This is a genomic window from Pedococcus sp. P5_B7 (assembly GCF_054049895.1).
On the sequence record NZ_JBFULM010000002.1, the window covers coordinates 463,639 to 485,753 of the forward strand.

The 22,115-nt window shown below is 71.7% G+C and carries 21 protein-coding genes and 1 pseudogene; all 22 read right to left on the minus strand.

The window, feature by feature from the left end; genetic code table 11:
• Positions 1–7: 7 nt before the first annotated feature.
• Positions 8–1,543: an SDR family NAD(P)-dependent oxidoreductase gene (locus ACXJKD_RS05050; RefSeq protein WP_457253336.1), complete on the minus strand. Its 1,536-nt coding sequence runs from the start codon at positions 1,541–1,543 to the stop codon at positions 8–10.
• Positions 1,540–2,004, minus strand: a complete 465-nt coding sequence (locus tag ACXJKD_RS05055; protein ID WP_457253337.1) for an RrF2 family transcriptional regulator — start codon at positions 2,002–2,004, stop codon at positions 1,540–1,542. The genes ACXJKD_RS05050 and ACXJKD_RS05055 overlap by 4 nt, the downstream gene beginning before the upstream one ends.
• 94 nt (positions 2,005–2,098) lie before the next feature.
• The gene (locus tag ACXJKD_RS05060; RefSeq protein ID WP_457254157.1) at positions 2,099–2,425 is read right to left on the minus strand and encodes a TOBE-like domain-containing protein; all 327 of its coding nucleotides are present in this window, start codon (positions 2,423–2,425) and stop codon (positions 2,099–2,101) included.
• 30 nt (positions 2,426–2,455) lie between these two features.
• A pseudogene (locus tag ACXJKD_RS05065) lies at positions 2,456–3,109 on the minus strand (sulfate/molybdate ABC transporter ATP-binding protein); the annotation flags it as partial.
• On the minus strand, positions 3,106–3,912 hold the full coding sequence (cysW, locus tag ACXJKD_RS05070; RefSeq protein ID WP_457253339.1) for a sulfate ABC transporter permease subunit CysW: 807 nt from the start codon (positions 3,910–3,912) through the stop codon (positions 3,106–3,108). The pseudogene ACXJKD_RS05065 and the gene cysW, both read right to left, overlap by 4 nt.
• Entirely contained in the window at positions 3,909–4,832 is a 924-nt protein-coding gene (gene cysT / locus ACXJKD_RS05075; protein ID WP_457253341.1) for a sulfate ABC transporter permease subunit CysT, read from the minus strand. Before cysT ends, cysW begins: the two co-directional genes overlap by 4 nt.
• Positions 4,833–4,839: 7 nt before the next feature.
• Positions 4,840–5,874 carry a sulfate ABC transporter substrate-binding protein gene (locus ACXJKD_RS05080; RefSeq protein ID WP_457253342.1) on the minus strand — a complete coding sequence of 345 codons (1,035 nt, stop codon included), beginning with the start codon at positions 5,872–5,874 and terminating at the stop codon, positions 4,840–4,842.
• Between the two features lie 265 nt (positions 5,875–6,139).
• Positions 6,140–7,225, minus strand: a complete 1,086-nt coding sequence (locus ACXJKD_RS05085; RefSeq protein WP_457253344.1) for an amidohydrolase family protein — start codon at positions 7,223–7,225, stop codon at positions 6,140–6,142.
• Between the two features lie 24 nt (positions 7,226–7,249).
• Positions 7,250–8,086, minus strand: a complete 837-nt coding sequence (locus ACXJKD_RS05090; RefSeq protein ID WP_457253345.1) for a class I SAM-dependent methyltransferase — start codon at positions 8,084–8,086, stop codon at positions 7,250–7,252.
• Between the two features lie 49 nt (positions 8,087–8,135).
• On the minus strand, positions 8,136–8,960 hold the full coding sequence (locus tag ACXJKD_RS05095; RefSeq protein WP_457253346.1) for an alpha/beta fold hydrolase: 825 nt from the start codon (positions 8,958–8,960) through the stop codon (positions 8,136–8,138).
• On the minus strand, positions 8,957–10,567 hold the full coding sequence (ffh, locus tag ACXJKD_RS05100; RefSeq protein ID WP_457253347.1) for a signal recognition particle protein: 1,611 nt from the start codon (positions 10,565–10,567) through the stop codon (positions 8,957–8,959). Before ffh ends, ACXJKD_RS05095 begins: the two co-directional genes overlap by 4 nt.
• Before the next feature lie 78 nt (positions 10,568–10,645).
• Entirely contained in the window at positions 10,646–13,021 is a 2,376-nt protein-coding gene (locus ACXJKD_RS05105) for a [protein-PII] uridylyltransferase (protein WP_457253348.1), read from the minus strand.
• 280 nt (positions 13,022–13,301) lie between these two features.
• Entirely contained in the window at positions 13,302–13,640 is a 339-nt protein-coding gene (locus ACXJKD_RS05110) for a P-II family nitrogen regulator (RefSeq protein WP_056922536.1), read from the minus strand.
• A complete protein-coding gene (locus ACXJKD_RS05115) occupies positions 13,637–15,055 on the minus strand; it encodes an ammonium transporter (RefSeq protein WP_457253349.1) in 1,419 nt (472 codons plus the stop codon). Before ACXJKD_RS05115 ends, ACXJKD_RS05110 begins: the two co-directional genes overlap by 4 nt.
• Positions 15,056–15,162: 107 nt before the next feature.
• Positions 15,163–16,113: a hypothetical protein gene (locus ACXJKD_RS05120; protein WP_457253350.1), complete on the minus strand. Its 951-nt coding sequence runs from the start codon at positions 16,111–16,113 to the stop codon at positions 15,163–15,165.
• Positions 16,114–16,166: 53 nt separating this feature from the next.
• Positions 16,167–16,823 carry a maleylpyruvate isomerase N-terminal domain-containing protein gene (locus ACXJKD_RS05125; protein WP_457253351.1) on the minus strand — a complete coding sequence of 219 codons (657 nt, stop codon included), beginning with the start codon at positions 16,821–16,823 and terminating at the stop codon, positions 16,167–16,169.
• Positions 16,824–16,832: 9 nt separating this feature from the next.
• Positions 16,833–17,831 (minus strand): hypothetical protein, encoded by a 999-nt coding sequence (locus ACXJKD_RS05130; protein ID WP_457253352.1) that lies wholly within the window; start codon positions 17,829–17,831, stop codon positions 16,833–16,835.
• A complete protein-coding gene (locus ACXJKD_RS05135; protein ID WP_457253353.1) occupies positions 17,828–18,289 on the minus strand; it encodes a hypothetical protein in 462 nt (153 codons plus the stop codon). The genes ACXJKD_RS05130 and ACXJKD_RS05135 overlap by 4 nt, the downstream gene beginning before the upstream one ends.
• Before the next feature lie 69 nt (positions 18,290–18,358).
• Positions 18,359–18,715 carry a VOC family protein gene (locus tag ACXJKD_RS05140; protein ID WP_457253354.1) on the minus strand — a complete coding sequence of 119 codons (357 nt, stop codon included), beginning with the start codon at positions 18,713–18,715 and terminating at the stop codon, positions 18,359–18,361.
• Positions 18,716–18,861: 146 nt separating this feature from the next.
• A complete protein-coding gene (locus ACXJKD_RS05145; RefSeq protein ID WP_457253355.1) occupies positions 18,862–19,710 on the minus strand; it encodes a phosphotransferase in 849 nt (282 codons plus the stop codon).
• Positions 19,711–19,757: 47 nt separating this feature from the next.
• Positions 19,758–20,819 (minus strand): hypothetical protein, encoded by a 1,062-nt coding sequence (locus ACXJKD_RS05150; protein ID WP_457253356.1) that lies wholly within the window; start codon positions 20,817–20,819, stop codon positions 19,758–19,760.
• Positions 20,812–22,032 carry a signal recognition particle-docking protein FtsY gene (gene ftsY / locus ACXJKD_RS05155; protein ID WP_457253357.1) on the minus strand — a complete coding sequence of 407 codons (1,221 nt, stop codon included), beginning with the start codon at positions 22,030–22,032 and terminating at the stop codon, positions 20,812–20,814. Before ftsY ends, ACXJKD_RS05150 begins: the two co-directional genes overlap by 8 nt.
• Between the last annotated feature and the right edge of the window lie 83 nt (positions 22,033–22,115).

Below are 22,115 nucleotides of genomic sequence, written 5' to 3' on the forward strand. Positions count from 1 at the left end.
GCGCGCCTCACCAGGGGCTGGGTTCGAAGTCCTTGACGAAACAGCCGTAGACGTCCTCGCCGGCCTCGCCGCGCACGATGGGGTCGTAGACGCGGGCCGCGCCGTCCACGAGGTCGAGGGGCGCGTGCCAGCCCTCGGCGGCGATCCGCAGCTTCTCGTGGTGCGGTCGCTCGTCGGTGATCCAGCCGGTGTCGACTGCGGTCATGAGGATCTTGTCCGTCTCGAACATCTCGCCGGCGCTGGTGCGGGTCAGCATGTTGAGTGCCGCCTTCGCCATGTTGGTGTGCGGGTGGCCGGATCCCTTGTAGCGCCTGGAGAACTGCCCCTCCATGGCCGAGACGTTGACGACGTACGCGCGACGGGCCCCGGCAGCGACGGCGGCCCGCATCGACGGTCGCAGCCGCGACACGAGGATGAAGGGGGCAGTCGAGTTGCACAGCTGCACCTCGAGCAGCTCGAGCGGGTCGACCTCCTCGACCTTCTGCGTCCAGGAGTTGTTGACCTGGGTGTCGGGCAGCAGGCCGCCTGCGTCGACCGCCGTGCCGGCGAGGTGCGCCTCGAGGCTGGCGTGGCCGGCCGACAGGGCCATCGACGTCATCGACGCGGCCGACCGCTGGGCGAGGGCACGGGCTGCCTCCTGCTCCGACTCCCCCTCGTGGTGGGCGACCTTCTGGGCCTGCAGGGTGCCGAGCAGGTTGGCCGGGTGGGCCTCGCTGATCCGGTCGAACGTGACCAGCTCCGGGTAGGCGACGTCGCCCTCCAGGGGCACCGACTCACCCTCGACGAGGTGGGAGTAGGCGCCCGGCGAGCGGCGCACGGTCTGGGCCGCGTTGTTGACGAGGATGTCCAGCGGACCTGCGGCGGCGACCTCGTCGGCCAGCGCGACGACCTGGGTGGGGTCGCGCAGGTCGATGCCGACGACCTTGAGGCGGTGGATCCAGTCTGACGAATCCTCCTGTGCCGCAAAGCGTCTCGCTGCGTCGTGCGGGAAGCGCGTGGTGATCGTGAGGTGTGCACCGTCGCGCAGGAGCAACAGCGCGATATACATGCCGATCTTCGCGCGACCACCCGTGAGGAGCGCCCGCTTGCCGGTCAGGTCGGTGCGCTGCTCACGCTTGGTGTGGCTCAGCGCGGCGCAGTCGGGGCACAGCCAGTGGTAGAAGGCGTCGACGAGCGTGTACTCGGCCTTGCAGATGTAGCAGTTGCGCGGGTTGATCAGCTCGCCGGCGTGGGCGCCACGGACGGTCGAGACGAGCGAGATGCCCTTGGTCTCGTCGTCGATCCGCATCGGGGAGCCCGTGGCGGTCTTGGCGATGATCGCCTCGTCGTGGTCGATCTCGGGCTGCTTGGCCTCGCGACGACGAGCCTTGCGCACCCGCTTGTACATCCGGCCCGTGGCCCGCTTGACGGTCTGGATGTCGGGGTGGTCGCCATCGATCTCGGCGAGCTGCTCGAGCACCCGCAACGCAGTCGCGAGGTCGTCGGGGTCGATGCCCGGGCCGAGCTCGCCCACGGACTGGTCGGTCGGGTTGGCCTCCGTCATCGACTGCGCCACGCGTCGGGGTCCGCCGCCAGCGTCGACACCCGGTCGGGCAGGTCTCCCGACAGCACGTCCGCCAGGCTGGTCTCGTCGAGCACCGAGCGCAGGCTCGCGCGCAGCGCCACCCACACGGTGGGCAGGTGCGTGGCGACGCCCTCGTATGCCGTCTCGTGCGGCCGCAGGCCCCGCACCTCCGCGAGCGGCCCGTCCACGGCGCGGAACACCTCACCGAGCGAGATGTCGCGGGGCTCCCGGGCCAGCGAGTAGCCACCGCGGGCGCCGCGGGTGCTCTTGACCAGCTCGGCCGTGCGCAGGTCGGCCACGATCGCCTCGAGGAACTTGCGCGGGAGGGTCTGGCGGTAGGAGAGCGTCTCGACGCTCACCGGGCCCGCCGAGGTCGTCGCCGCCTCCGCGAGGATGAGCATGGCCCGGACCGCGTACTCCGTGCGTGCCGAGATGTCCACGAACGCATTCTGTCGCACCGCCGCGGCACGTGAGCACGCGGCATACCCATCGCGGTGGGCGGTCGCCCGCCACCAGCTGCCGGTCGGCCGCGACTCAGATGGCCAGCGCAGGGTGGATCTCGGCGGCGTCCGGCCCGGTCGTGGCCCTGGCGTACACCGTCTCGCCCTCGACGAGGCCAAGGGCGTCGGCCTCCGCGCGGGTGACCTGGGCGGCGAAGCGGGTGCCCGAGTCGGCGCGCAGGTCGATCCGGACCTCGAAGCCCAGGCGGACGACCCGCTCGACCACGGCCTCGACGACACCCGGCGAGCTGCCGACCCGCGCGTCGGCGGCTCGGGCTCGCTCGACGTCGCGGTCGAGGGCGATGTCGTGCGGGCGCACCAGCGCGCCACCGAGCCGGGCCACCGAGCCGAGGAACGACATCACGAAGTCGTTGGCCGGGCGGTCGTAGAGCGTCACCGGGTCGCCGACCTGCTCGATCCGGCCCTTGTTGAGCACGGCGATGCGGTCGGCCACGTCGAGGGCCTCCTCCTGGTCGTGGGTGACCAGGACGGTGGTCACGTGGACCTCGTCGTGCAGCCGCCTCAGCCACTGCCGCAGGTCGGCCCGGACCTTGGCATCGAGCGCGCCGAACGGCTCGTCGAGGAGCAGCACCTCGGGGTCGACCGCGAGCGCCCGGGCCAGCGCCATCCGCTGCCGCTGGCCACCCGACAGCTGGGCCGGGTAGCGGTGCTGGAACCCGTCGAGGCCCACGATCTCGAGCAGGTCGTCGACCTTGCGCGCGATCTCGGCCTTGGACCGCTTGCGGATGGTGAGCCCGAACGCCACGTTGTCGCGCACCGTCATGTGCTTGAACGCCGCATAGTGCTGGAAGACGAAGCCGATCCCCCGCTTCTGGGGCGCCACCCCGGTCACGTCGCGGCCGGCGATGACGATGCGTCCCCCGTCGAGCTGCTCGAGCCCGGCGATGGAGCGCAACAGGGTCGACTTGCCCGAGCCGCTCGGCCCCAGCAGGGCGGTGAGCGAGCCCGCCGGGATGTCCAGGGTGACGTCGTCGAGCGCGGCGAAGTCGCCGTAGCTCCTGCGGGCTCCGATGACGCGGATCATGTCCTGCTCCTCTTGCGGTCGAGTGCTGTCATGCCGAGCAGCGTCAGCACGGCCAGGCCCATGAGCAGGGTGGCCGCGGCATACGCGCCGTAGGTGTTGTGGTCGTCGATGTAGCGCGAGTGGACCAACAGGGTCAGGGTCTGGGACACCCCGGGGAAGCCGGAGCTGACCATGATCACGGCGCCGAACTCACCGAGCGCCCGGGCGATCGTCAGCACGATGCCGTAGGTCAGGCCCCAGCGGATGGCGGGGAGGGTGATCCGCCAGAACGTCTGCCAGGTGCTCGCCCCGAGGGTCGACGCGGCCTGCTCCTGCTCCGTGCCGATCTCGTGGAGGACCGGCTCGACCTCCCGCACGACGAACGGGAGCGTCACGAAGAGCGTGGCGATCACCATGCCGGGCAGGCCGAAGATGACCTTGATGCCGAGTCGCTCGAGACCTCCGAACCACCCGTCGACGCCCCAGAGCAGGATCAGTGAGACACCGACCACGATGGGCGACACCGCGAACGGCAGGTCGACCACCGCCTGCACCAGTCCGCGGCCGCGGAACCGGCCGCGGACCAGGGCCAGCGCGGTGCCCACCCCGAACACCACGTTGAGGGGCACGACGATCGCGACGATGAGCAGCGACAGGTTGAGCGCGGAGATCGCGGCCGGGGTGCGGATGGAGTCGACGAAGGCGCCGACCCCTTCCCCGAAGGTGCGCCAGAGGATGAGCACGATCGGCACCGCGATCAGCAGCACGAGGTAGCCGAGCGCGATGGTCCGCAGACCGATCCTGGCGGTGGTGGAGGTCTTCACTGGGCGTCCTCCTCGCGGCGCAGGCTGCGCCCGGCGAAGAGCCGCAGGACGAACAGCGTGACGAAGGCGATCGCGAGCAGCACCACCGAGACGGCGGCGGCGTTGAGCGGCCGGTCGATCTCGATCTGCTGCTGGATGTACTGCGAGGCCACCTGGGTCTTGCGCGGGATGTTGCCGCCGATGAGGACGACGGAGCCGTACTCGCCGATCGCGCGGGCGAAGGCGAGGCCGGTGCCGCTGATGACGGCCGGGGCCAGGGTCGGCAGCACGACGCGGCGGAAGGTGGTCCAGTTGGAGGCGCCCAGCGACGCCGCTGCCTCCTCCACCTCGCGGTCGGCCTCGATCAGGACCGGCTGCACCGAGCGCACGACGAACGGCAGCGTGACGAAGGCGAGCGCAACGAGCAGACCCGGCTGGGTGGCGTTGAGGTGCACGTGGATCGGGCTGTTGGGGCCGTAGAGGGACAGCAGCACGATGCTCGCCACGATCGTGGGCAGCGCGAACGGCAGGTCGATGAGGGCGTTGACGATGCGCTTGCCGGGGAAGTCGTCGCGCACGAGCACCCAGGCGATGAGGGTGCCCATCACGGCGTTGACGACCGCGACGACGGCGGCCACGAGCACGGTGACCCGCAGGGAGGCGAGTGCGACAGGGGCGGAGACGGCGTGCCAGAAGCCGCCGACTCCTTCGCCGAGCGAGGTGACGGTCAGCGCCGCCAGCGGGAGGAGCACCAGCACGCTGAGCCAGAGGCCCACCAGTCCGACGCCGAGCGGGCGGGCCACGCCGGTGCGGCGACGAGACGCTGGGGCCGGCGGCGGGGAGTCCACGTCGTCGCCGAGGGGCAGGTGCGGGCGCGGTGGCAGGGACGACCCCTCCGTGGAGGTGTCGCCCCTGCGCGCGTGGTTGGTTGTCGTGGTCATCGCCGTCCTACGACGTAGCCTTGTCGTAGATGAGCGCGATCGCGCCGGTCTCCTTCTTGAAGAGCGTCCCGTCGACCGTCTTCCAACCGCCCAGGTCGTCGATCGTCCAGAGCTTGGTCGGCTGCGGGAAGTCGGCCGCGAACTCCTTGGCCACGGTCGGGTCCACCGGGCGGAACCCGGCCTGCGCCCACAGCTTCTGGGCCTCCGGCGTGAAGAGGTAGTCGTTGAACGCCTTGGCCTTGGCGAAGTTCTTGCTCTTGGTCAGGACCGCGGTGGGGTTCTCGATCTTGAAGGTGGTCGGCGGAGTGACGTGCTCGACCGGGTCGCCACTGCGCTCGGCGAACAACGCCTCGTTCTCGTAGCTCAGCAGCACGTCACCGGTGCCCTGCAGGAAGGTCTCGGTCGCCTCGCGGCCCGACTTCGGCTGCACCTTGACGTGACCGGTCACCAGCTTCTCGATGTAGTCGAGGCCCGCCTGGGGGTTCTTCCCGCCGTCGCTCTTGGCGGCGTACGGGGCGAGGAGGTTCCACTTCGCGCTGCCCGAGCTGAACGGGTTCGGGGTGACGATCTCGACCCCGGGCTTGAGCAGGTCGTCCCAGTCCTTGATGCCCTTGGGGTTGCCCTTGCGGACCACGATGGTGACGACCGAGCCGAACGGGATCCCCTTGTACTGGTTGGCGTTCCAGTCCTTGGCGACCAGGCCGGCGTCGACCAGGCGAGTGATGTCCGGCTCGACCGAGAAGTTCACGAAGTCCGCGGTGGCGCCGGCCTCGACCTTGCGCGACTGGTCTCCGGAGGCCCCGTAGGACTGCTGGAACTGCACGCCCTTGCCGGCCTCGGTCTGGTTGAACGCGGGGATGACCTTGTCGTAGCCGACCTTGGGCACGGCATACGCGAAGAGGTTGATGGTGCCGGTCCTGGCGCCGGCGTTCACGGCGTCGCCGCCGACCGTGTCACTGGCTCCGCCGCCACCACAGGCGGTCATCACCAGTGCTCCGACGGTCGCGGCTGCGGCCAGAGCAAGGCGGGTGTGACGGCTCATCGAGGGCTCCTTCTTCGCCGGGACGGCGTGGTGGCGCGGGTGCGCATCTCCTATGTGACAACTAGGAGTTTGGATAGCATTTGGTTATCGGTCAAATAACACGACCTTATGTCTCAGATCGTGGAAGGCCCGAGAGGTAGGCCGCGTCCGCCCTCCCCCGCGCCTCACCTTTATCGGGTCATGGGACAAAGGTGGCCTTCACCCGGGAACCGTTCCGGGGTGAAGGACACCTTTCTCCCTAGACCCGATAAAGGGGGGGACTAGATCAGAGGGTGACGCCGCGCAGCACGATGTGCTCGGGCGCGGCGAGAGCGCGGATCTCGCGCCGGGGGTCTGCGCCATAGACCACGAGGTCGGCGTCGGCCCCCTCGTCCAGCCCGGGGCGGCCCAGCCATTCGCGCGCACCCCACGTCGCGGCATACAACGCCTCGTCGGCGGACAGGCCGGCCTTGGTGAGCTCGAGGGCCTCGTCGGCGACCAGACCGTGCCGCAGCGAGCCACCCGCGTCGGTGCCGAGATAGATCGGTATGCCGGCGTCACGGGCCGCGCCGATCGTCGCGTAACGGCGGTCGTGCAGGGCGTTCATCCGTCGGTGGTAGTCGGGGAACTTCTCCCTGGCCGGCTCCACGAGCGCGGGGAAGGTCGCGATGTTGACCAGGGTCGGCACGATCGCGATCTGCTGCTCCGCGAACTGGGCGATCGTCTCCGCCTCGAGCCCGGTCGCGTGCTCGATGCAGTCGGTGCCGGCCGCGGCGAAGTCGTAGAGCGACGCCTCACCGAAGCAGTGCGCGGTGACCCGGGCCCCCTCCTCGTGGGCCGCCTCGATGGCGTCGGTCAGGACGTCGACCGGCCAGCACGGCGTGAGGTCGCCGGCGTCCCGGTCGATCCAGTCCCCCACCAGCTTGACCCAGCCGTCGCCGGCGCGGGCCTCGAGCCGCACCCGCTCCACCAGCTGGTCGGGCTCGATCTCGTGGGCGAAGTTGCGGATGTACCGGCGGGTGCGGGCGATGTGCCGACCGGCCCGGATCACCTTCGGCAGGTCGTCACGCTGGTCGATCCACCGGGTGTCAGCGGGCGACCCCGCGTCACGGATCAGCAGCGTGCCTGCCTCTCGGTCGGCGAGCGCCTGCGCCTCGGCGGTCGCGTCGTCGACTGCCCCGTGGGCGTCCAGGCCGACGTGGCAGTGCGCGTCGACCAGACCGGGGAGGACGAAACCGCGCAGCGTCTCCACGTCGCCGTCCGGCGCGGTGGGGCGCTCGAAGGTGAGCCGGCCACCGACCACCCATGCCTCGGGTCGCACGTCCTCGGGCCCGACCAGGACCTCACCCTGCAGGTGCAGCACCGATGCCATGCGCCGACCCTAGAGGGACCGACGCTAGGGAGCGACCCCGAGGGTGTAGCGGATGTCCTGCCACACCACGACGCTCCCGTTCTCGTCGCACGCGTTCTCGAGGTGCTCTCCAGCCCTCGCCACGACTCCGGCAACCTCGTCCTCGGACATCCGGGCCCACACGGCGCGCTGGCCCGTCGACCTCGAGAACCGCTCCCACCCGCCGACGTCGCCGAACCGGACCTCCAGCCGGAACCCACCGGTCCGCACGTCGACAGCACCCGCGTTCCTCAGCATCTCCTCCATGCCCGCGTCGGAGGTGAACGGGCTGTCCGGGCCGACGACCCGCGGGTCCTTCATCATCGGCGGCACCCACGGCCCGAACTCCTTGTCGACGGCGTCCCAGACCGGGTCCGGGTCGCCGAAGGTGGCGATCCCGATCCGACCCCCCGGAGCGAGCAGCTCGACCCAGCGGGCCAGCGCAGCGGGAGGGTCGGGCAGGAAGAACAGCACGAGCGACGACGCCACCACGTCGAAGGCACCGCGCGGCAGCGACGGGTCGGCCGCGTCCCCGACCCGGAGGTCGACGTCGAAGCCCCGGGACGCCACCAGCTCGCGGGCGTGCGCGAGCATGCCCCTGCTGACGTCCAGGCCCACGACGGAGCCCTCGGGCAGCACCCGCTCGGCCAGGCCGAGTGTCACGGCGCCGCGCCCGCACCCGAGGTCGACACACGACTCACCGGGCTGCGGGTCGAGCTCGGCGACCAACCCATCGGCGATCGGGGCGAAGAAGTCGACGCCCGTCTGGTCGTAGTCGTCGGCGACGGCGTCGAACAACGCCGCCACGGGGCTCGGCGCGATCGCCTCTTCGAGTCCGGTCATGACCCGAGTGTGGCTTGGCTGGGTATGCCGCGCGAGCCGGGTTCGTGCTCTAGCGCTGACCGGTGTGGGCGAACCGGCGCAGCGCCTCGACGACGATCTCCGGGGCGTCTGTGTGCACCCAGTGCGTGGCGCCCTTCACCGTCAGCTGCCGCACCTTCGGGAACAGCGCACGCATTGCGGGCAGGTCCTCGTCCGTGATGTAGGTCGAGTCCGACCCGGCGACCCACAGGACCGGACCCGGGTAGGGCTGGAGCCGAGCGGCGACGTCGGGCCACGCGGCGATCACCGAGTCGGTCCCCTTCGCCGCGTCGGCAGCGAACAGCTCGAGGTTGGCCTGCCACCGCCACGAGTCGCGGTCCCGGCGCAGGTTCTGGAGGAGGAACGCCTTGACCCCGGCGTTCGGCTCCTCGAACCGCGCCTCGGCGTCGACCCGGTTGGTCAGCTCGGCGAGCGGGAGCCGCTGCATCTCCTCGATGTAGCCGCTGAACCGCTCCAGGCTGCCGTAGCTCTTCGGTGCGATGTCGACGACGACCAGCCGCGACACCAGCTCCGGGTGCTGGAGGGCGAGCAGCATGGCGGTCTTGCCGCCCAGCGAGTGACCCACGACGACCCAGGGCGTCTCGGCGTCGATGCCGCGCAGGGTGTCGGCGACGGCCGCGGCATACCCCTCGAAGGAGAACTCCTGCGACCACGGTGACCGGCCGTGGTCCGGGAGGTCGACCAAGGTGCTGCGCGCACCGGTGCCGTCGGGGCCCGCGAGCGCCTTGGCGATCTGTGACCAGTTGCGGCCCTGCCCGAAAAGCCCGTGCAGGAAGGCGATTCGCGGACCGGCCGTGCCGACCGACAGGGTGTGCAGCCGTGCTGCCGGGCTCACCTGCCGAGGAACTTCTCGAAGCCCGCGGGCAGCTGGTTGGGGTCGAGGTCAGCCGGTATGCCGCCGTCCCCGGCCTGCGCGCCGAAAGCGGAGCCACCGCCACCGGTCTTGGCCGACGACGCCTTCTCGGCAGCCGCCCGCTCCTCGGCGGCCCGCTTGGCGGGGTTGCCGGACTTGGACTTCTTGCGCTGGGGCTGCTGCTGGCGGCCCTTCTTGCCGCCGCCCATGCCCGGCAGGCCGGGCATCCCCGGGATGCCGCCACCACGGGCGAGCTGCTTCATCATCTTCTGGGCCTCGGTGAAGCGCTCGAGCAGCGCGTTGACCTCGGACACCTCGACGCCCGAGCCCTTGGCGATGCGCAGTCGGCGCGAGCCGTTGATCTGCTTGGAGTGGGTGCGCTCGAACGGCGTCATCGACCGCACCATGGCCTCGATGCGGTCGAACTCGCGCGGGTCGAGGTTGTCGAGCTGGGCCTTCATCTGGCCCATGCCCGGCATCATGCCGAGCATCGCCTTCATGCCGCCCATCTTCTTGAGCGCCGACATCTGCTGCAGGAAGTCGTCGAAGGTGAAGTCCTCCTCGGCGAGGAACTTGCGCTGCATCTCCTGCGCGTGGCTGGCGTCGAAGGCCTTCTCGGCCTGCTCGATGAGGGTGAGCACGTCGCCCATGTCGAGGATGCGCGAGGCCATCCGGTCGGGGTGGAAGACCTCGAAGTCCTTCACACCCTCGCCGGTGCTGGCGAACATGATCGGGCGCCCGGTGACGGAGGCGACCGAGAGCGCCGCGCCACCGCGGGCGTCGCCGTCGAGCTTGGACAGGACGACACCGGTGAAGTCGACGCCTTCCTGGAACGCCAGGGCGGTGTCGACCGCGGCCTGGCCGATCATCGCGTCGATGACGAACAGCACCTCGTCGGGCGAGATGGCGGCGCGGATGTCGGCGGCCTGCTGCATGAGGTTCGCGTCGACGGCGAGGCGGCCGGCGGTGTCGACGATGACGACGTCGTGCTGGGCGCGGCGGGCCTGCTCGATTCCGGCTCGCGAGACCGAGACCGGGTCGCCGAAGGACCGCGTCCCCTCCCCCGTCGGGCCGACGGCGTCGTGACCGCCGACGTTGCCGCGCTCGGGGGCGAACACGGGCACGCCGGCCCGCTCACCGACGACCTCGAGCTGGGTCACGGCGTTGGGGCGCTGGAGGTCGGCGGCCACGAGGATCGGGGTGTGGCCCTGCTCCTTGAGCCACCGGGCGAGCTTGCCCGCAAGCGTGGTCTTACCGGCACCCTGCAAACCGGCCAGCATGATCACCGTGGGTGGGTTCTTGGCGAACTGGATCGTCCGAGTCGCGCCGCCGAGGATGCCGACGAGCTCCTCGTTGACGATCTTCACGACCTGCTGCGCCGGGTTGAGCGCACCGGACACCTCGGCCCCGAGGGCGCGCTCGCGCACCGCGGAGGTGAACTTCTTCACGACCGGCAGCGAGACGTCGGCGTCGAGCAGCGCGAGCCGGATGTCGCGAACCGTCGCGTTGACGTCGGACTCGGACAGCCGCCCCTTGCCCCGAAGGTTCTTGAAGGTGGCTGTCAGGCGGTCGGAGAGTGAGGTGAACACGCGCCCAAGGTTAATCGACCCCAGGTCGCGCGCCTGACACGTGTCAGGGGGCCGCGTCAGACGCACGACCTGGGGCGTCTAGGAGGGCGTGGCTCCGTCGCAGGTGTCGATCACCATGGCCACCGTCTGCGCGACCTTGGCCGGCGACAGGAGGCGACCACCGAACTCGGTGACGTAGAACGTGTCCAGCGTCTGGCCGGCATACGTGGCGATGTGCGCGGAGCGCACCGAGAGGCCGGCCTTGGCGAACCCCATGCCGAGCTCGTGCAGCAGGCCGGGACGGTCCTGGGCGCGCACCTCGATGACGGTGGCCTCCTCGGATGCGTGGGGCACCACGAGCGCACGGGCCTGGCCGGGCGACCCGGTGCCGGACTCGGCACTCGGGCGGGCGGCGAACTGGCGGCGGCGTTCGAGCAGGCCTAGCGGGGCCCGGTCACCCTGGGCCAGCCGCTCGAGGCCGCGGACGATGCGCTCCTCGTGCGGCGGCTCACCGCTCGGGCTCTCGACGTGCCACTCGTTGGCGGCCACCCCGTCGATCGTGCGCAGGATCGCGGTGCGGACCACCAGCCCGTATGCAGCGAGCAGCCCTGCGGTGTCGGCGAACAGTCCCAGCCGGTCGCGGTCGAAGACGTCGATGCGGTAGCACCCACCCTGCGGCCGGACGATGACCCGAGGGTCGCCTGCGGCCACGGAGCGCAGGTCGTCCTCGTCGACGGTCGCGGTCTCGGCCGGCGGTGGCACGGCGCCTTCCTCCCAGCCCTTGCGGGCGGCCTCTGCGAGCTGGCTCAACAAGGTCGCTCGCCAGTCGGTCCAGGCCGCCGGCCCGGCGGCGCTCGCGTCGGCCTCGGTGAGCGCGACGAGCAGGTCGAACACCTCGCGCGACCCGCCCACGGCGGCGCGCGCGGCCGTGACCGTGCCGGCGTCCTGGTGGTCGCGGCGGGTGGCGAGGTCGATGAGGGTGAGGTGCTCGCGCACCAGGGTCGTGACGACCTCGACGTCAGCGGCGGGGTAGCCCAGGCGGGTGGCGATCGCCTTGGCCAACGGCGCGCCCGTCGATGAGTGGTCGTGCGCCCCCCGGATCTTGCCGATGTCGTGGAGCAGCGCGGCGAGCAGCAGCAGGTCGGCGCGGGTGACGCTGCGCACCAGTCCCCCGGCCAGGACGACGGTCTCGATGAGGTGGCGGTCGACGGTGTGGCGGTGCACCGCGCTGCGCTGCGGCCGGGAACGCACCGCTGCCCACTCCGGCAGCCACCGGTCGATGATGCCGGCCTGGTCGAGGCCTTCCCAGACCCCGATGAGCCCGGGGCCGGTGGCCAGCAGGTCGGCGAAGAGGTCGCGCGCGATCTCCGGCCACGGCTCACTCAGGGTGGGGGCCTGTCCGGCCAGGTTGGCCAGCGTGGTCGGGGCGATCGGCAGGTTGGCCCGTGCGGCGACCACGGCGGCGCGCAGGGGCAGCAGTGCGTCGGTGGACAGGGTGCTGCGCGGGCCGAGGACGACCTCGCCGTCGTGCTCGAACATGCCGAAGCCCAGGGGGTTCAGCTGCGGGCGGCGCGGACCGACCCTCAGGGTGCGGGCCCGCTGCGACTGCCCGGCGCGGCGGACCGTGCCGTCGAGCGCGTAGGCGATCGTGCGACCGGCATCGGCCACTGACGTCATCAGCTCGTCGGAGTCGGTGTGGCCCAGGAGCGCGGAGACGGCGTCGTGGTCCTCGCGGGTCAGCCGGTCGCGACCCCGGCCGGTGACCACGTGCACGGCGTCGCGCACGTCGAGCAGCGTCTGGTGCGCCTCGTCGACCCCGACGTGCGGGCGGTCGGTCAGCCACGCCGCCACGAGGGCGTTCAGCACCGTCATGTCCCGGAGCCCGCCGTGGGCGTCCTTGAGGTCGGGTTCGAGGCTCTGGGCCAGCTCGCCGTGCCGGGAGTGCCTCGCCTTGAGGCTGTCCACCAGCTGCGGCAGCCGGCGACGGGCGTTCGCGCGCCAGTCGTGCGAGACGGTCGAGCGTGCGGCGGCCACCACCTCGGGGTCGCCCGCGACGCACTGCAGGTCGAGCAGCCCCACGGCTGCCGCCAGGTCGCCCGAGGCCACGGTGCGGCACTGGTTCACCGTGCGGACGGCGTGGTCGAGCTTCACGCCGGCGTCCCAGACGGGGTACCAGACGCGGTCGGCCAGGCCCCTCAGGTCGTCGCCGCTGAGCGAGCGACCGTAGTGCAGGAGCACCAGGTCCACGTCGCTGAGGGGGCCGGCGTCACCGCGGGCCAGGCTGCCGACGGAGGCCAACGCGATGCCGTCGGTGGGCTTGCCGTCCAGGGCCTGCGTCCACACCTGGGAGAGCCAGTCGCGGGTCAGGCTGGCGATGGCGTCGCGGCGGGTCGGCCCTGCTCCGGGGGCGTCGAAGCCCCTCGCCCCCGCCAGGTCCAGGCGGCGGGCCGCCAGGTCGGTCTCCTCGATCGTCACTCCACCACCGTGCCCTCTCGACGTTTCCGAATGTGAGCCCCCGTGTTACGCGCGTGTTAGACGTCTACGGGTGTTTGTGCCGGGTCGGGGCGGTTCGCGTGTGACCACGAGCGGTCGAGGCGACTCGCACTCCTGGCCACTGGCGCTCCATCGCACCCCGGTTTCCGGCCCTCGGTGCCACACCCGTGGCCAGAAGTCGTGGTGGTGGGCCTGCCGTGGGGACGCGACAGTGCCCGGGATCGCGCGCGCGGTCCCGGGCACCGTCGGTGCAGCTGGTCGGTCAGAGGGCGTCGACGCCACGCTCTCCGGTGCGGACCCGGACGACGTCCTCGACCGGGACGGTCCAGATCTTGCCGTCGCCGATCCGGCCGGTCTGGGCGGCCTTGAGGATGACGTCGGCCACGGAGGTGGCGTCGATGTCGTCCACGAGGACCTCGACCCGCACCTTCGGCACGAAGTCGACGGTGTACTCGGCGCCGCGGTAGACCTCGCTGTGGCCACGCTGCCGACCGTAGCCGGACGCCTCGCTGACGGTCATGCCGGAGATTCCGTAGGCCTCGAGGGCCTCCTTCACCTCGTCGAGCTGGTGGGGCTTGATGATCGCGGTCACGAGCTTCATGCGGACGCTCCCTCATGGGTCTTGGCAGGCTTGGCGGACGACGTCGTGACAGCTGACGCGGTGCTGAACCGGCCCGAGGTGAGCCCGGTGAGCTCGTAGGCGGACTCACCGTGCTCGCTCTGGTCGATGCCGTCGGACTCGACGTCCTCGGTGACCCTCCAACCCATCGTGTACTTCAGGGCCAGTGCGATCACCGCGGTCAGGATGCCACTGATGAGCAGGGAGGCGAAGGCGATGAGGATCTGGACCACGAGCTGCTTGGCACCACCGCCGTAGAACAGGCCGGACCCGGTGGCGAGCAGACCCGCACCGATGGTGCCCCAGAGACCGGCGACCAGGTGGACACCGACCACGTCGAGGCTGTCGTCGTAGCCGAAGCGGTACTTCAGGCCGACGGCCAGGGCGGACAGGCCACCGGCGACCACACCGAGGATCAGGGAGCCGACGGGCGACAGCGCGCCACAGGCGGGGGTGATGGCGACCAGTCCGGCGACGACGCCCGAGGCGCCACCGACCGACGTGGCGTGGCCGTCACGGATCTTCTCCACGAGCAGCCAGCCGAGCATGGCGGCACAGGTGGCGGCGGTGGTGTTGAGCCAGACCGTCGAGGCCAGGCCGTCCGCGGCGAGCTCGGAGCCCGCGTTGAACCCGAACCAGCCGAACCACAGCAGTCCGGCGCCGAGCATGACGACCGGCACGTTGTGCGGACGCATCGCCTGCGAGCCGAAGCCGAGCCGCTTGCCGACGATCAGCGCCAGCACCAAGCCGGCGATACCGGCGTTGATGTGCACCACCGTGCCACCGGCGAAGTCGATCGGGAGCACGTTGGCGACCCCGTCGGTCGCGCCGAAGATCTTCGCGGACAGGCCGCCCTCGGCGCCGGAGAGGACGCCACCGCCCCACACCATGTGGGAGATCGGGAAGTAGACGATGGTCGCCCAGACTCCGGAGAAGACGAGCCAGGTGGAGAACTTCACGCGGTCGGCGACGGCACCGCTGATCAGCGCGACCGTGATGACGGCGAAGGTGAGCTGGAACCCGACGAACACGGTCTCGGGGATGAACACGTCGACGCCGAAGACGTCGATCAGGCGCGAGCCATCCTCACCGATGACGTTCTTGAGGCCGAACAGGTGGAAGGGGTTGGTGAACAGGCCACCGACGTCGCCGGTGCCGTCCTGCAGGTTGCCGAAGGACATGGAGTAGCCCCACAACACGTAGATGACACCGACGACGCCGAGGGCGCCGAACGACATCATGATCATGTTGAGGACGGACTTGGCTCGCGTCATTCCGCCGTAGAAGAGCGCGAGACCGGGGGTCATGAGCAGGACCATCGAGGCGGCGACGAGCATGAAGGCGGTCGCGGCCTCGTTGATCGTGGGGTCTGCCGCTGGCAGAAGAGCTGGAGTCATGGCCAGAACTCTGACCGGCGGGCGTTTCAGGGCGTGCCGGGGTTTGTTACAGCCGTGTTAGCGGATCCTCACCTCGGTAAGGATCAGGTTTCGGACCGCAGCCGGTCTCACATGGTGGGAGTTGCTGCCCGCGCGAGGTACCGCCGGCCCAGGGAGGTCAGCTCGTCGTCCTCCACGAGCTCCCCGAACCGGACCAGCGCACCGGCCGGGGCACGAAGCGCCTCCCACTGCCGGCTCTCCACGAGGATGTCGCAGAGCAGGATCTGCAGGTCGGGCGCGACCGGCCGGCCGGTGCGCTCGGACGCCCCGATGGCCTCCCCGAGCAGGGTCGCCGCGGTCTTCGAGTCGCCGCGCTGCCACAGCACGATCGCCTCGACCTCGGCCAGCGCCACGCGCAGCTCGACGGTCGCCAGGGCATGGACGAGTCGACGAGCCCGGTCGAGGGCGTCGTCGGCCCGCGGGTCGCCCGCCGCAGCCAGGGCCCGCGCCGCGAGCACGGCCGCCTCGGCAGCCCAGCCGCCATCACCCGCCTGCTCGTAGAGGTGCGAGGCCCGCAACACGAGCACCGGCCCTTCCTCCGGGGGTGCGACCTGCGCCAGCCCCATCAGTCCGCCGGCGGCGTGAGCCGGCTCGCCCAGGGCCTGCAGCTGCTCGACGTAGCCGCGCCCGGCCGCGAGCGCGTCGGTGTCGCCCAGCAGCACCTCCACCGGCACCAGCGCGACGTGGCAGCGCAGGGTCTCGACCTCGTCGTCGGCGAGTACCGCAGCACCCAGGGCGTCGCTCAGGACCTGCGCCGCCGCGGGATGACCGGCCCCGAACAGGATCTGCCCGAGGCGTCGGTCGAGCACGGCCTGCATGGTCAGCTCGGCCGGGTCGGTGACCGGCAGCAGCTCGGCGCGGGCCTGCGCCCAGCCGTGCACGAGGTGGTCCATCCGGATCGGGTCGTGCGCGTCGGCCGCCGCGAGGAGGGCGTCGTGGTAGCCCGCGACGTCGTCCGGAAGGGGCGCCGCGGCCTCCGCCACCACGGCCGCGGGCAGGTGCTCTTGGTCTGGCTGCACGGCGCCGACGATAGCGCGACGACCGACGAGGTATGCCGCGTGGTGCCCTCGCGTCAGAAGGCCGAGATCGAGCCGGGCGCCCGCTGCGGGCGGCTCAGGCCGCGGACCACGGCGGTCTGCCCGTGTCGCCGCACGGCGACCCCGGTGAGCAGGCCCAGCACCGGCCGGACCACGTCGTCGGGGTAGGTCGGGGTGTCGACCCCGACGCTCGCGGCCAGGTCGTCGCCGTGCACCACCATCTCCATCATCCGCGTGGTGAGGAAGTCCTCGGTGGACAGCGACCAGCCCTGCCACGCGATGAAGATCGTGTCGGGCCGGCGCGGCGCACCGAGCAGCCCGGGCAGCTCCGCGGCCCACTCGCGACCGAGCTCGAGCACGACGTCGGGACCGACGCCCGCCGCCTCGTTGTCGCCCTCACGAATCGACACGTTGACGTCGTCGTCCGGGGCGGCCTCCACCCACGCGGCCCGGGCGTAGTGCTCCTGCAGCCCGATCAGCGGGGCGTCGTCACCAGCCGCGACCGGCGCAGCGCGCAGCCCTGTCACGGTGTTGCCGGTCTGCTTGAGCAGGTGGTGGGCGAGACCTCCCACGGTCATGCCCGCACACGCGCTCTCGCGACCCCAGGCCTCGCGCACCTCGGGCCGCGCGGCCAGGTCGACGCTCAGGTCGACGGCGGAGAGGAAGGCGGCGACGTGCTCGGCTCGGCTCACGGGACGACCCTAACCGGCGGCACCGACGGGGTCACGGCTCGAGCGGTCCGCGTCCACGGGTTCGGGAGGGGGCGCGGGAGGCGACCCCTCGGGTGCCGTGGGCGGTGGGCCGCCACGGAGGCGAGCGAACCGCTCGCGGAGCCACGCGGCATACCGCTCGAGGGGGAGGAAGGCGAGCATCATCACGAGGTGGGGCCAGAAGGCGATGGTGATGGCGCCGTAGGTCATGGCGTGGAAGATGAACCAGCCACCCACGGCACGGCGTCGCCACTTCTCGGACAGCAGGAAGATCACCGGCGAGGTGAGCTCGGCCCCCATCAGCACCCACTGGAACCAGTGCAGGGTCCACGGCACGTCGAGCAGCCACTGGGCCATCGGCGTCCCGCGCCGGACGACGGCCCGGACCATGGTCGCGGAGTTGACCCAGTCCCAGCCACCGAAGCGGACTTTGGCCCACGCGGAGAGGAAGTAGGTCGCCACGGCGGCGAGCTGGACCGCACGCAGGGCGAAGCCGGCCGCTTCATTGCGCCGCTGGTCGGACAGGTGCGCCAGCCCGACCGTCGGCAGCAGGGCGAGGGCCACGACGAAGTCGGCCCGGTCGTGGTCGACCTTGCCGTAGGAGAACGCGACGTACTGGTACCAGACCCAGCCGACGGCCACCGCCCACCCGAGCACCCGTGGTGCGCGACCGGTCATCGCCGCCAGGGCGGCGACGACGCAGCCCCACTTGAGGAGCTGCACGAGCAGCACCGACGCCGCGGGCAGGTGCAGCACCCTGCCCAGGACCAGTGGCTCGTACCAGACCGGGTCGGCGTAGCCGTGGTACCAGCCGGAGGTGTGCAGGAGGACGACGTCGATGATGACGAAGGCGAAGACGAGCACGCGCAGGGCCGCGACCCGCGACAACGGCATGGGGGCGAACAGCCAGCCCGAGATCCGTCGACCGAGGCGTCGCCCCAGCCCGGTCACGTCGTTCGCGGGCGTCCCGACCGACCCTCCGGTGCTCACGGCGCCTGCCACTGGGCGAGCACCTCGGTGCGCACCTCGCCGGTGGGCTTGCGGTCGACCACGACGATGAGTCGGCGCACGACCCGCAGGGCGGTCCACTCCGCGGAGGTGGGGCGCAGCTCGGCATGGCTGCGTGCGAGCGTGCCGAGCCGGGACGGGTCGGCCTCGATCTGTGGGATGCGTCCCTCGACCTCGGCCCGGTTCAGCCCGACGTTTTCCGGGGTCAGCGGGGCACGCACCCACTGCCCCGGTGCGTCAGCGGTCTGCACCTCGATGCCGGTCGACCAGACCGAGCCGGTGGCCGCCTGCGAGGTCGAGAACATCCGCCACGGGCTGAACGGCCACCAGTGGTCGTCACCGACGAGGGACCCCGCGCAGAACACGACGGTGAGGCCGAGGACGACAGCCGCTCGCCACGTCTTCGCTGCCCGACCGAGTCGGTCCACCCCCGTTTCCACCCGCTCAGGCTAGGCCATCGGGGTGGCCGTCCGGCCGACCCGACGGCCGAGGCGGCGACCGGACCAGGCTCAGGCGGTCGCCCACACCCCGAGCTCATTGCCGGCGGGGTCACGGAAGAAGAACCTCCGTCCGCCGGGGAACTCATAGGGCTCGCGCGCGATCGTGCCCCCGGCCGCACGGACCCGGGTGACGGTCGAGTCGAGGTCGTCGGAATAGAGCAGGACCAGGGCACCGCCGGGGCCAGGGCGTCCCTCGGGGTTCAGCCCCCCGACCTCGCCCTCCCCTCCCGGGGCGACGATGCCGGCGTACTCGCCGCCGTAGTCGTTGAACTCCCAGCCGAAGGCGGCGGAGTAGAAGTCGCGCGCGGCGCCGAGGTCGGGCGCCGCGAGCTCGATGTAGTCGATGGTGTGGTGTGTCGGAGCCATGGAGTCACGCTAGCCACGACCCCCGACAGTCACCCAGCCCGCAGGGGGCCCCATGGTGGCGCGTCGTAGACGGTGGACCCGGTCGGCAAGCGTGATGAGGTTCTCGCTGCTCGCCCGGTGGACCGAGCCGACGAGGACCCACAGGGTCAGGTGATCGCGGCCTCGAACAGGTCGCGCCGCTGCCCGAACCACTCGGCGTCGAGCCGGGGCCGCTCGGCGTGCCCTTCGGCGACCATCCGCACGAACGCCGGATCCCCTTGCGCCGCAAGGTCTTCCAGGGTGCGCGATTGCTGCGTCATGCGGCGCAGCACCGCGTCAGGCACCTGCGCGCGCAGGGCCGCGTCGGCGGCATACCCGTCGAGCACCGCCGCGCACTTGTGCAGCCGCTCCGACAGCGACACCCCGCCCATCTCGCGGCCCACCGCTGCCTCGTCGTGCCACAGCGGTGTCCAGGACCAGAGCACGTACGCGATGTCCTCCACGGGTTGTCCGGGCGCGGCGAAGTCGAAGTCGATGACGGCGAACGAGCCGTCAGGTCGCAGCACGGTGTTGTAGGTGCCCACGTCGTGGTGCACCACCACCTCCCCGGCGGCCAGGGCGCGCCCGGGCACGACGCGCCACGGCAGGGCCGGGTCGGGCTCGAACCCCGCCTGTGCATCGTGGAAGGCGCGCAGCCAGGCTCCGATGGCGCGGCACGCCTCGACGGTCCGGAACTCCGGGGCCAGCACGTCCGGCCCCAGCGTCCCCGCCTGCCCGGGGAGGTATGCCGCGACCTCGCGGCCCTGCGCGTCGGTGCCGAGGGCGCGGGGCGCGGCATCGAAGCCGACGGACTCGAGGTGGTCGAGCAGCGCGTGCACTGCCGGGGTCCAGTGCCCGGCCTGCCGGCGGACCGTGTCGCCGACCCGGACCACCACCCCGGTGTTGCCCCCGCTCAACGCCTCCTCGACCATCAGCTCCTCGACCATCAGCTCCTCGACCATCAGCTCCTCGACCATGGGCTCCTCGACCAGTGGCTCTTCGGCGCGTGGCGCCCGGCGACCGCTCACCGTCGGTGCCGGCGCGAGAGCCGGACGACGAGGAGCGCGATCAGCACGAGCCCCGCACTGGCACCGAGCCCGGCGACCAGCTCCCCGCGGTTGACGACCAGCGGTGCGCCGTCGTCGTCACCAGCGCCGTGGCCAGGGGTCGGCGCGGGCGTGGTGGGGACGGTCGACGGAGCGGTGGACGAGTTGGGCGACGAGGTCGTGGGAGTAGCCGTGGCGGTGCCGGTCGAGGTGGTCGGCTGCGGCAGGGCGATCTCCTGGACGCGGGAGCCCCGGCCCTCGCTGCCGACCAGCACACCGGTCCCGCCCGGCGCGACGGCCAGGGTCTCCCCCTGCGGCTGGAGCGGGAGCAGCGCGGTGAGCTGCTCGGTCAACGTGCGCGGGTCGAGCAGGTGGAGCGAGGTGTAGGTCCGGACGGCGAGCGCGGAGCCGTCGGGGAGGTAGACGGCGTCGGTCACGGTCGAGGGCGCCGACCCGACGCGGGTCAGGCGGTTGACCCCCTGACGGCTGGGGGAGGTCGGGAGGGCGTAGACGCTGCCCGGTCGACCCTTGGTGACGACCACCACGCGACCCGACCGCGGGTCGACCGCGATCGCCTCCGCGTCGTGCGGTCCGTCGGGGTAGCGGAGCTCCCACGAGGCCGGTCCCCCACGCGGGCCAGAGGTCCTGCCCAGCTTCGGCTCGTCGAACCAGAAGACCCTCACCACGTCGCGGGAGGCGCCGTTGTCACCGATGTCGGCCACCAGCATCCGCCCCTGGGGCGTGAGCGCCAGGGCTTCGACGTCACGCACCGTGGCGTCGAAGGTGTGCACCCCGACCGTCGCGCCGGTGCGGGTGTCGACGGCGAAGACCCGGGCGGTGTCGCCGGAGTCGTTGACGGTCCAGACCGTGTGCGGGTGGCGGACACTGAGGGCCAGGCCCGACGACTCGCTGATCCGGGCGTCCTCGAACCGGAAGTCCACCTGTCCTGCACCGGCGGCGGCCGCCGGGGCGGTGGCACACGGCATACCCACCGCAGCCGCGGCGAGCACCGCGGTCACGAGCCTGCGAAGGTCAGGCAAGGAGCGCGTCGACGAAGGCCTCGGGGTCGAACGGCGCGAGGTCGTCCGGACCCTCGCCCAGGCCCACGAGCTTGACCGGCACCCCGAGCTTGCGCTGCACCGAGACCACGATGCCGCCCTTGGCCGTGCCGTCGAGCTTGGTCAGCACGATGCCGGTGACGTCGACGACCTCGGCGAAGACCTCGGCCTGACGCAGGCCGTTCTGACCGGTGGTGGCGTCGAGCACCAGGAGCACCTCGTCGATCGGGCTCTGCTTCTCGATGACGCGCTTGACCTTGCGCAGCTCGTCCATGAGGCCGACCTTGTTGTGCAGCCGTCCGGCGGTGTCGATGAGCACCACGTCGGCCTCGAGCTCCGCGCCCGCCTTCACGGCGTCGAACGCCACGGCTGCGGGGTCCGCGCCGTCACGGTCGGAGCGCACGGTCGGCACGCCGACGCGAGCCCCCCAGGTCTCGAGCTGGTCGGCGGCCGCCGCACGGAAGGTGTCGGCGGCGCCGAGCACGACGTCCTTGTCCTCGGCGACGAGCACCCGCGCCAGCTTGCCGACCGTCGTGGTCTTGCCGGTGCCGTTGACGCCGACGACCATGACGACAGCCGGGCGCCCGTCGACGCGGGAGCTGACGACGGTGCGGTCGAGGGTGGGGTCGACGAGCCGCAGCAGGTCCTCACGGAGCCAGCCGCGCACGGTCGACTCGTCGGTCGTGCCCTCGATCTTCACGCGGGCGCGCAGCGACTCGACGAGCTCGGTGCTGGCCTCGACGCCGAGGTCGGAGGCGATGAGGGTGTCCTCGACCTCTTCCCAGGCCTCCTCGTCGAGGTGACCGCGGGACAGCAGGGCGAGCAGCCCCTGGCCGAGGGCGGTGTTCGACCGCGCCAGCCGGGCCCGCAGCCGCTGGAGGCGACCGGCGGGAGCGTCAGGGCGGTCGAGCGTGGTCGCCGGAGTCGGGGACGGGAGGGTCTCGTCGACCGGGGTGGGGAGGGTGTCGACCGAGCCGGCGTCCTCGATCGACCGCTTGGGGGCGTCGCGCGGCGGTTCGGCGTCGTCGCCCACGCCGGGCAGCACGTCGCGGTCGCGAGTCGGGGTCGGTGAGGGCGCTGACTTGGTGCGGCCTGCGCGGCCACGCACGAGTCCGAGCAGCACCCCGCCGAGGATGACGAGGAGCCCGACGATGACGGCAATCCATTCCCACAGCTGATCGATCACGCGCGCCATCCTCCCCCATCACCGCCCCGCGACACGATTCGAGGTGGGCGCACCCGCGATCCGGGTACGCCCACCTCGACTCTCGTGGCCCC

Coding starts and splice junctions, on each gene's coding strand:
- ACXJKD_RS05080 (WP_457253342.1), bottom strand. CDS start 5,874: ATGAGCCGTCACACCCGCCTTGCTCTGGCCGCAGCCGCGACCGTCGGA.
- ACXJKD_RS05090 (WP_457253345.1), bottom strand. CDS start 8,086: ATGACCGGACTCGAAGAGGCGATCGCGCCGAGCCCCGTGGCGGCGTTG.
- ACXJKD_RS05050 (WP_457253336.1), bottom strand. CDS start 1,543: ATGACGGAGGCCAACCCGACCGACCAGTCCGTGGGCGAGCTCGGCCCG.
- ACXJKD_RS05060 (WP_457254157.1), bottom strand. CDS start 2,425: ATGTCGTTCCTCGGCTCGGTGGCCCGGCTCGGTGGCGCGCTGGTGCGC.
- cysT (WP_457253341.1), bottom strand. CDS start 4,832: ATGACCACGACAACCAACCACGCGCGCAGGGGCGACACCTCCACGGAG.
- ACXJKD_RS05085 (WP_457253344.1), bottom strand. CDS start 7,225: ATGGCATCGGTGCTGCACCTGCAGGGTGAGGTCCTGGTCGGGCCCGAG.
- ACXJKD_RS05140 (WP_457253354.1), bottom strand. CDS start 18,715: ATGGCTCCGACACACCACACCATCGACTACATCGAGCTCGCGGCGCCC.
- ACXJKD_RS05145 (WP_457253355.1), bottom strand. CDS start 19,710: ATGGTCGAGGAGCTGATGGTCGAGGAGCTGATGGTCGAGGAGCTGATG.
- ftsY (WP_457253357.1), bottom strand. CDS start 22,032: ATGGCGCGCGTGATCGATCAGCTGTGGGAATGGATTGCCGTCATCGTC.
- ACXJKD_RS05110 (WP_056922536.1), bottom strand. CDS start 13,640: ATGAAGCTCGTGACCGCGATCATCAAGCCCCACCAGCTCGACGAGGTG.
- ACXJKD_RS05115 (WP_457253349.1), bottom strand. CDS start 15,055: ATGACTCCAGCTCTTCTGCCAGCGGCAGACCCCACGATCAACGAGGCC.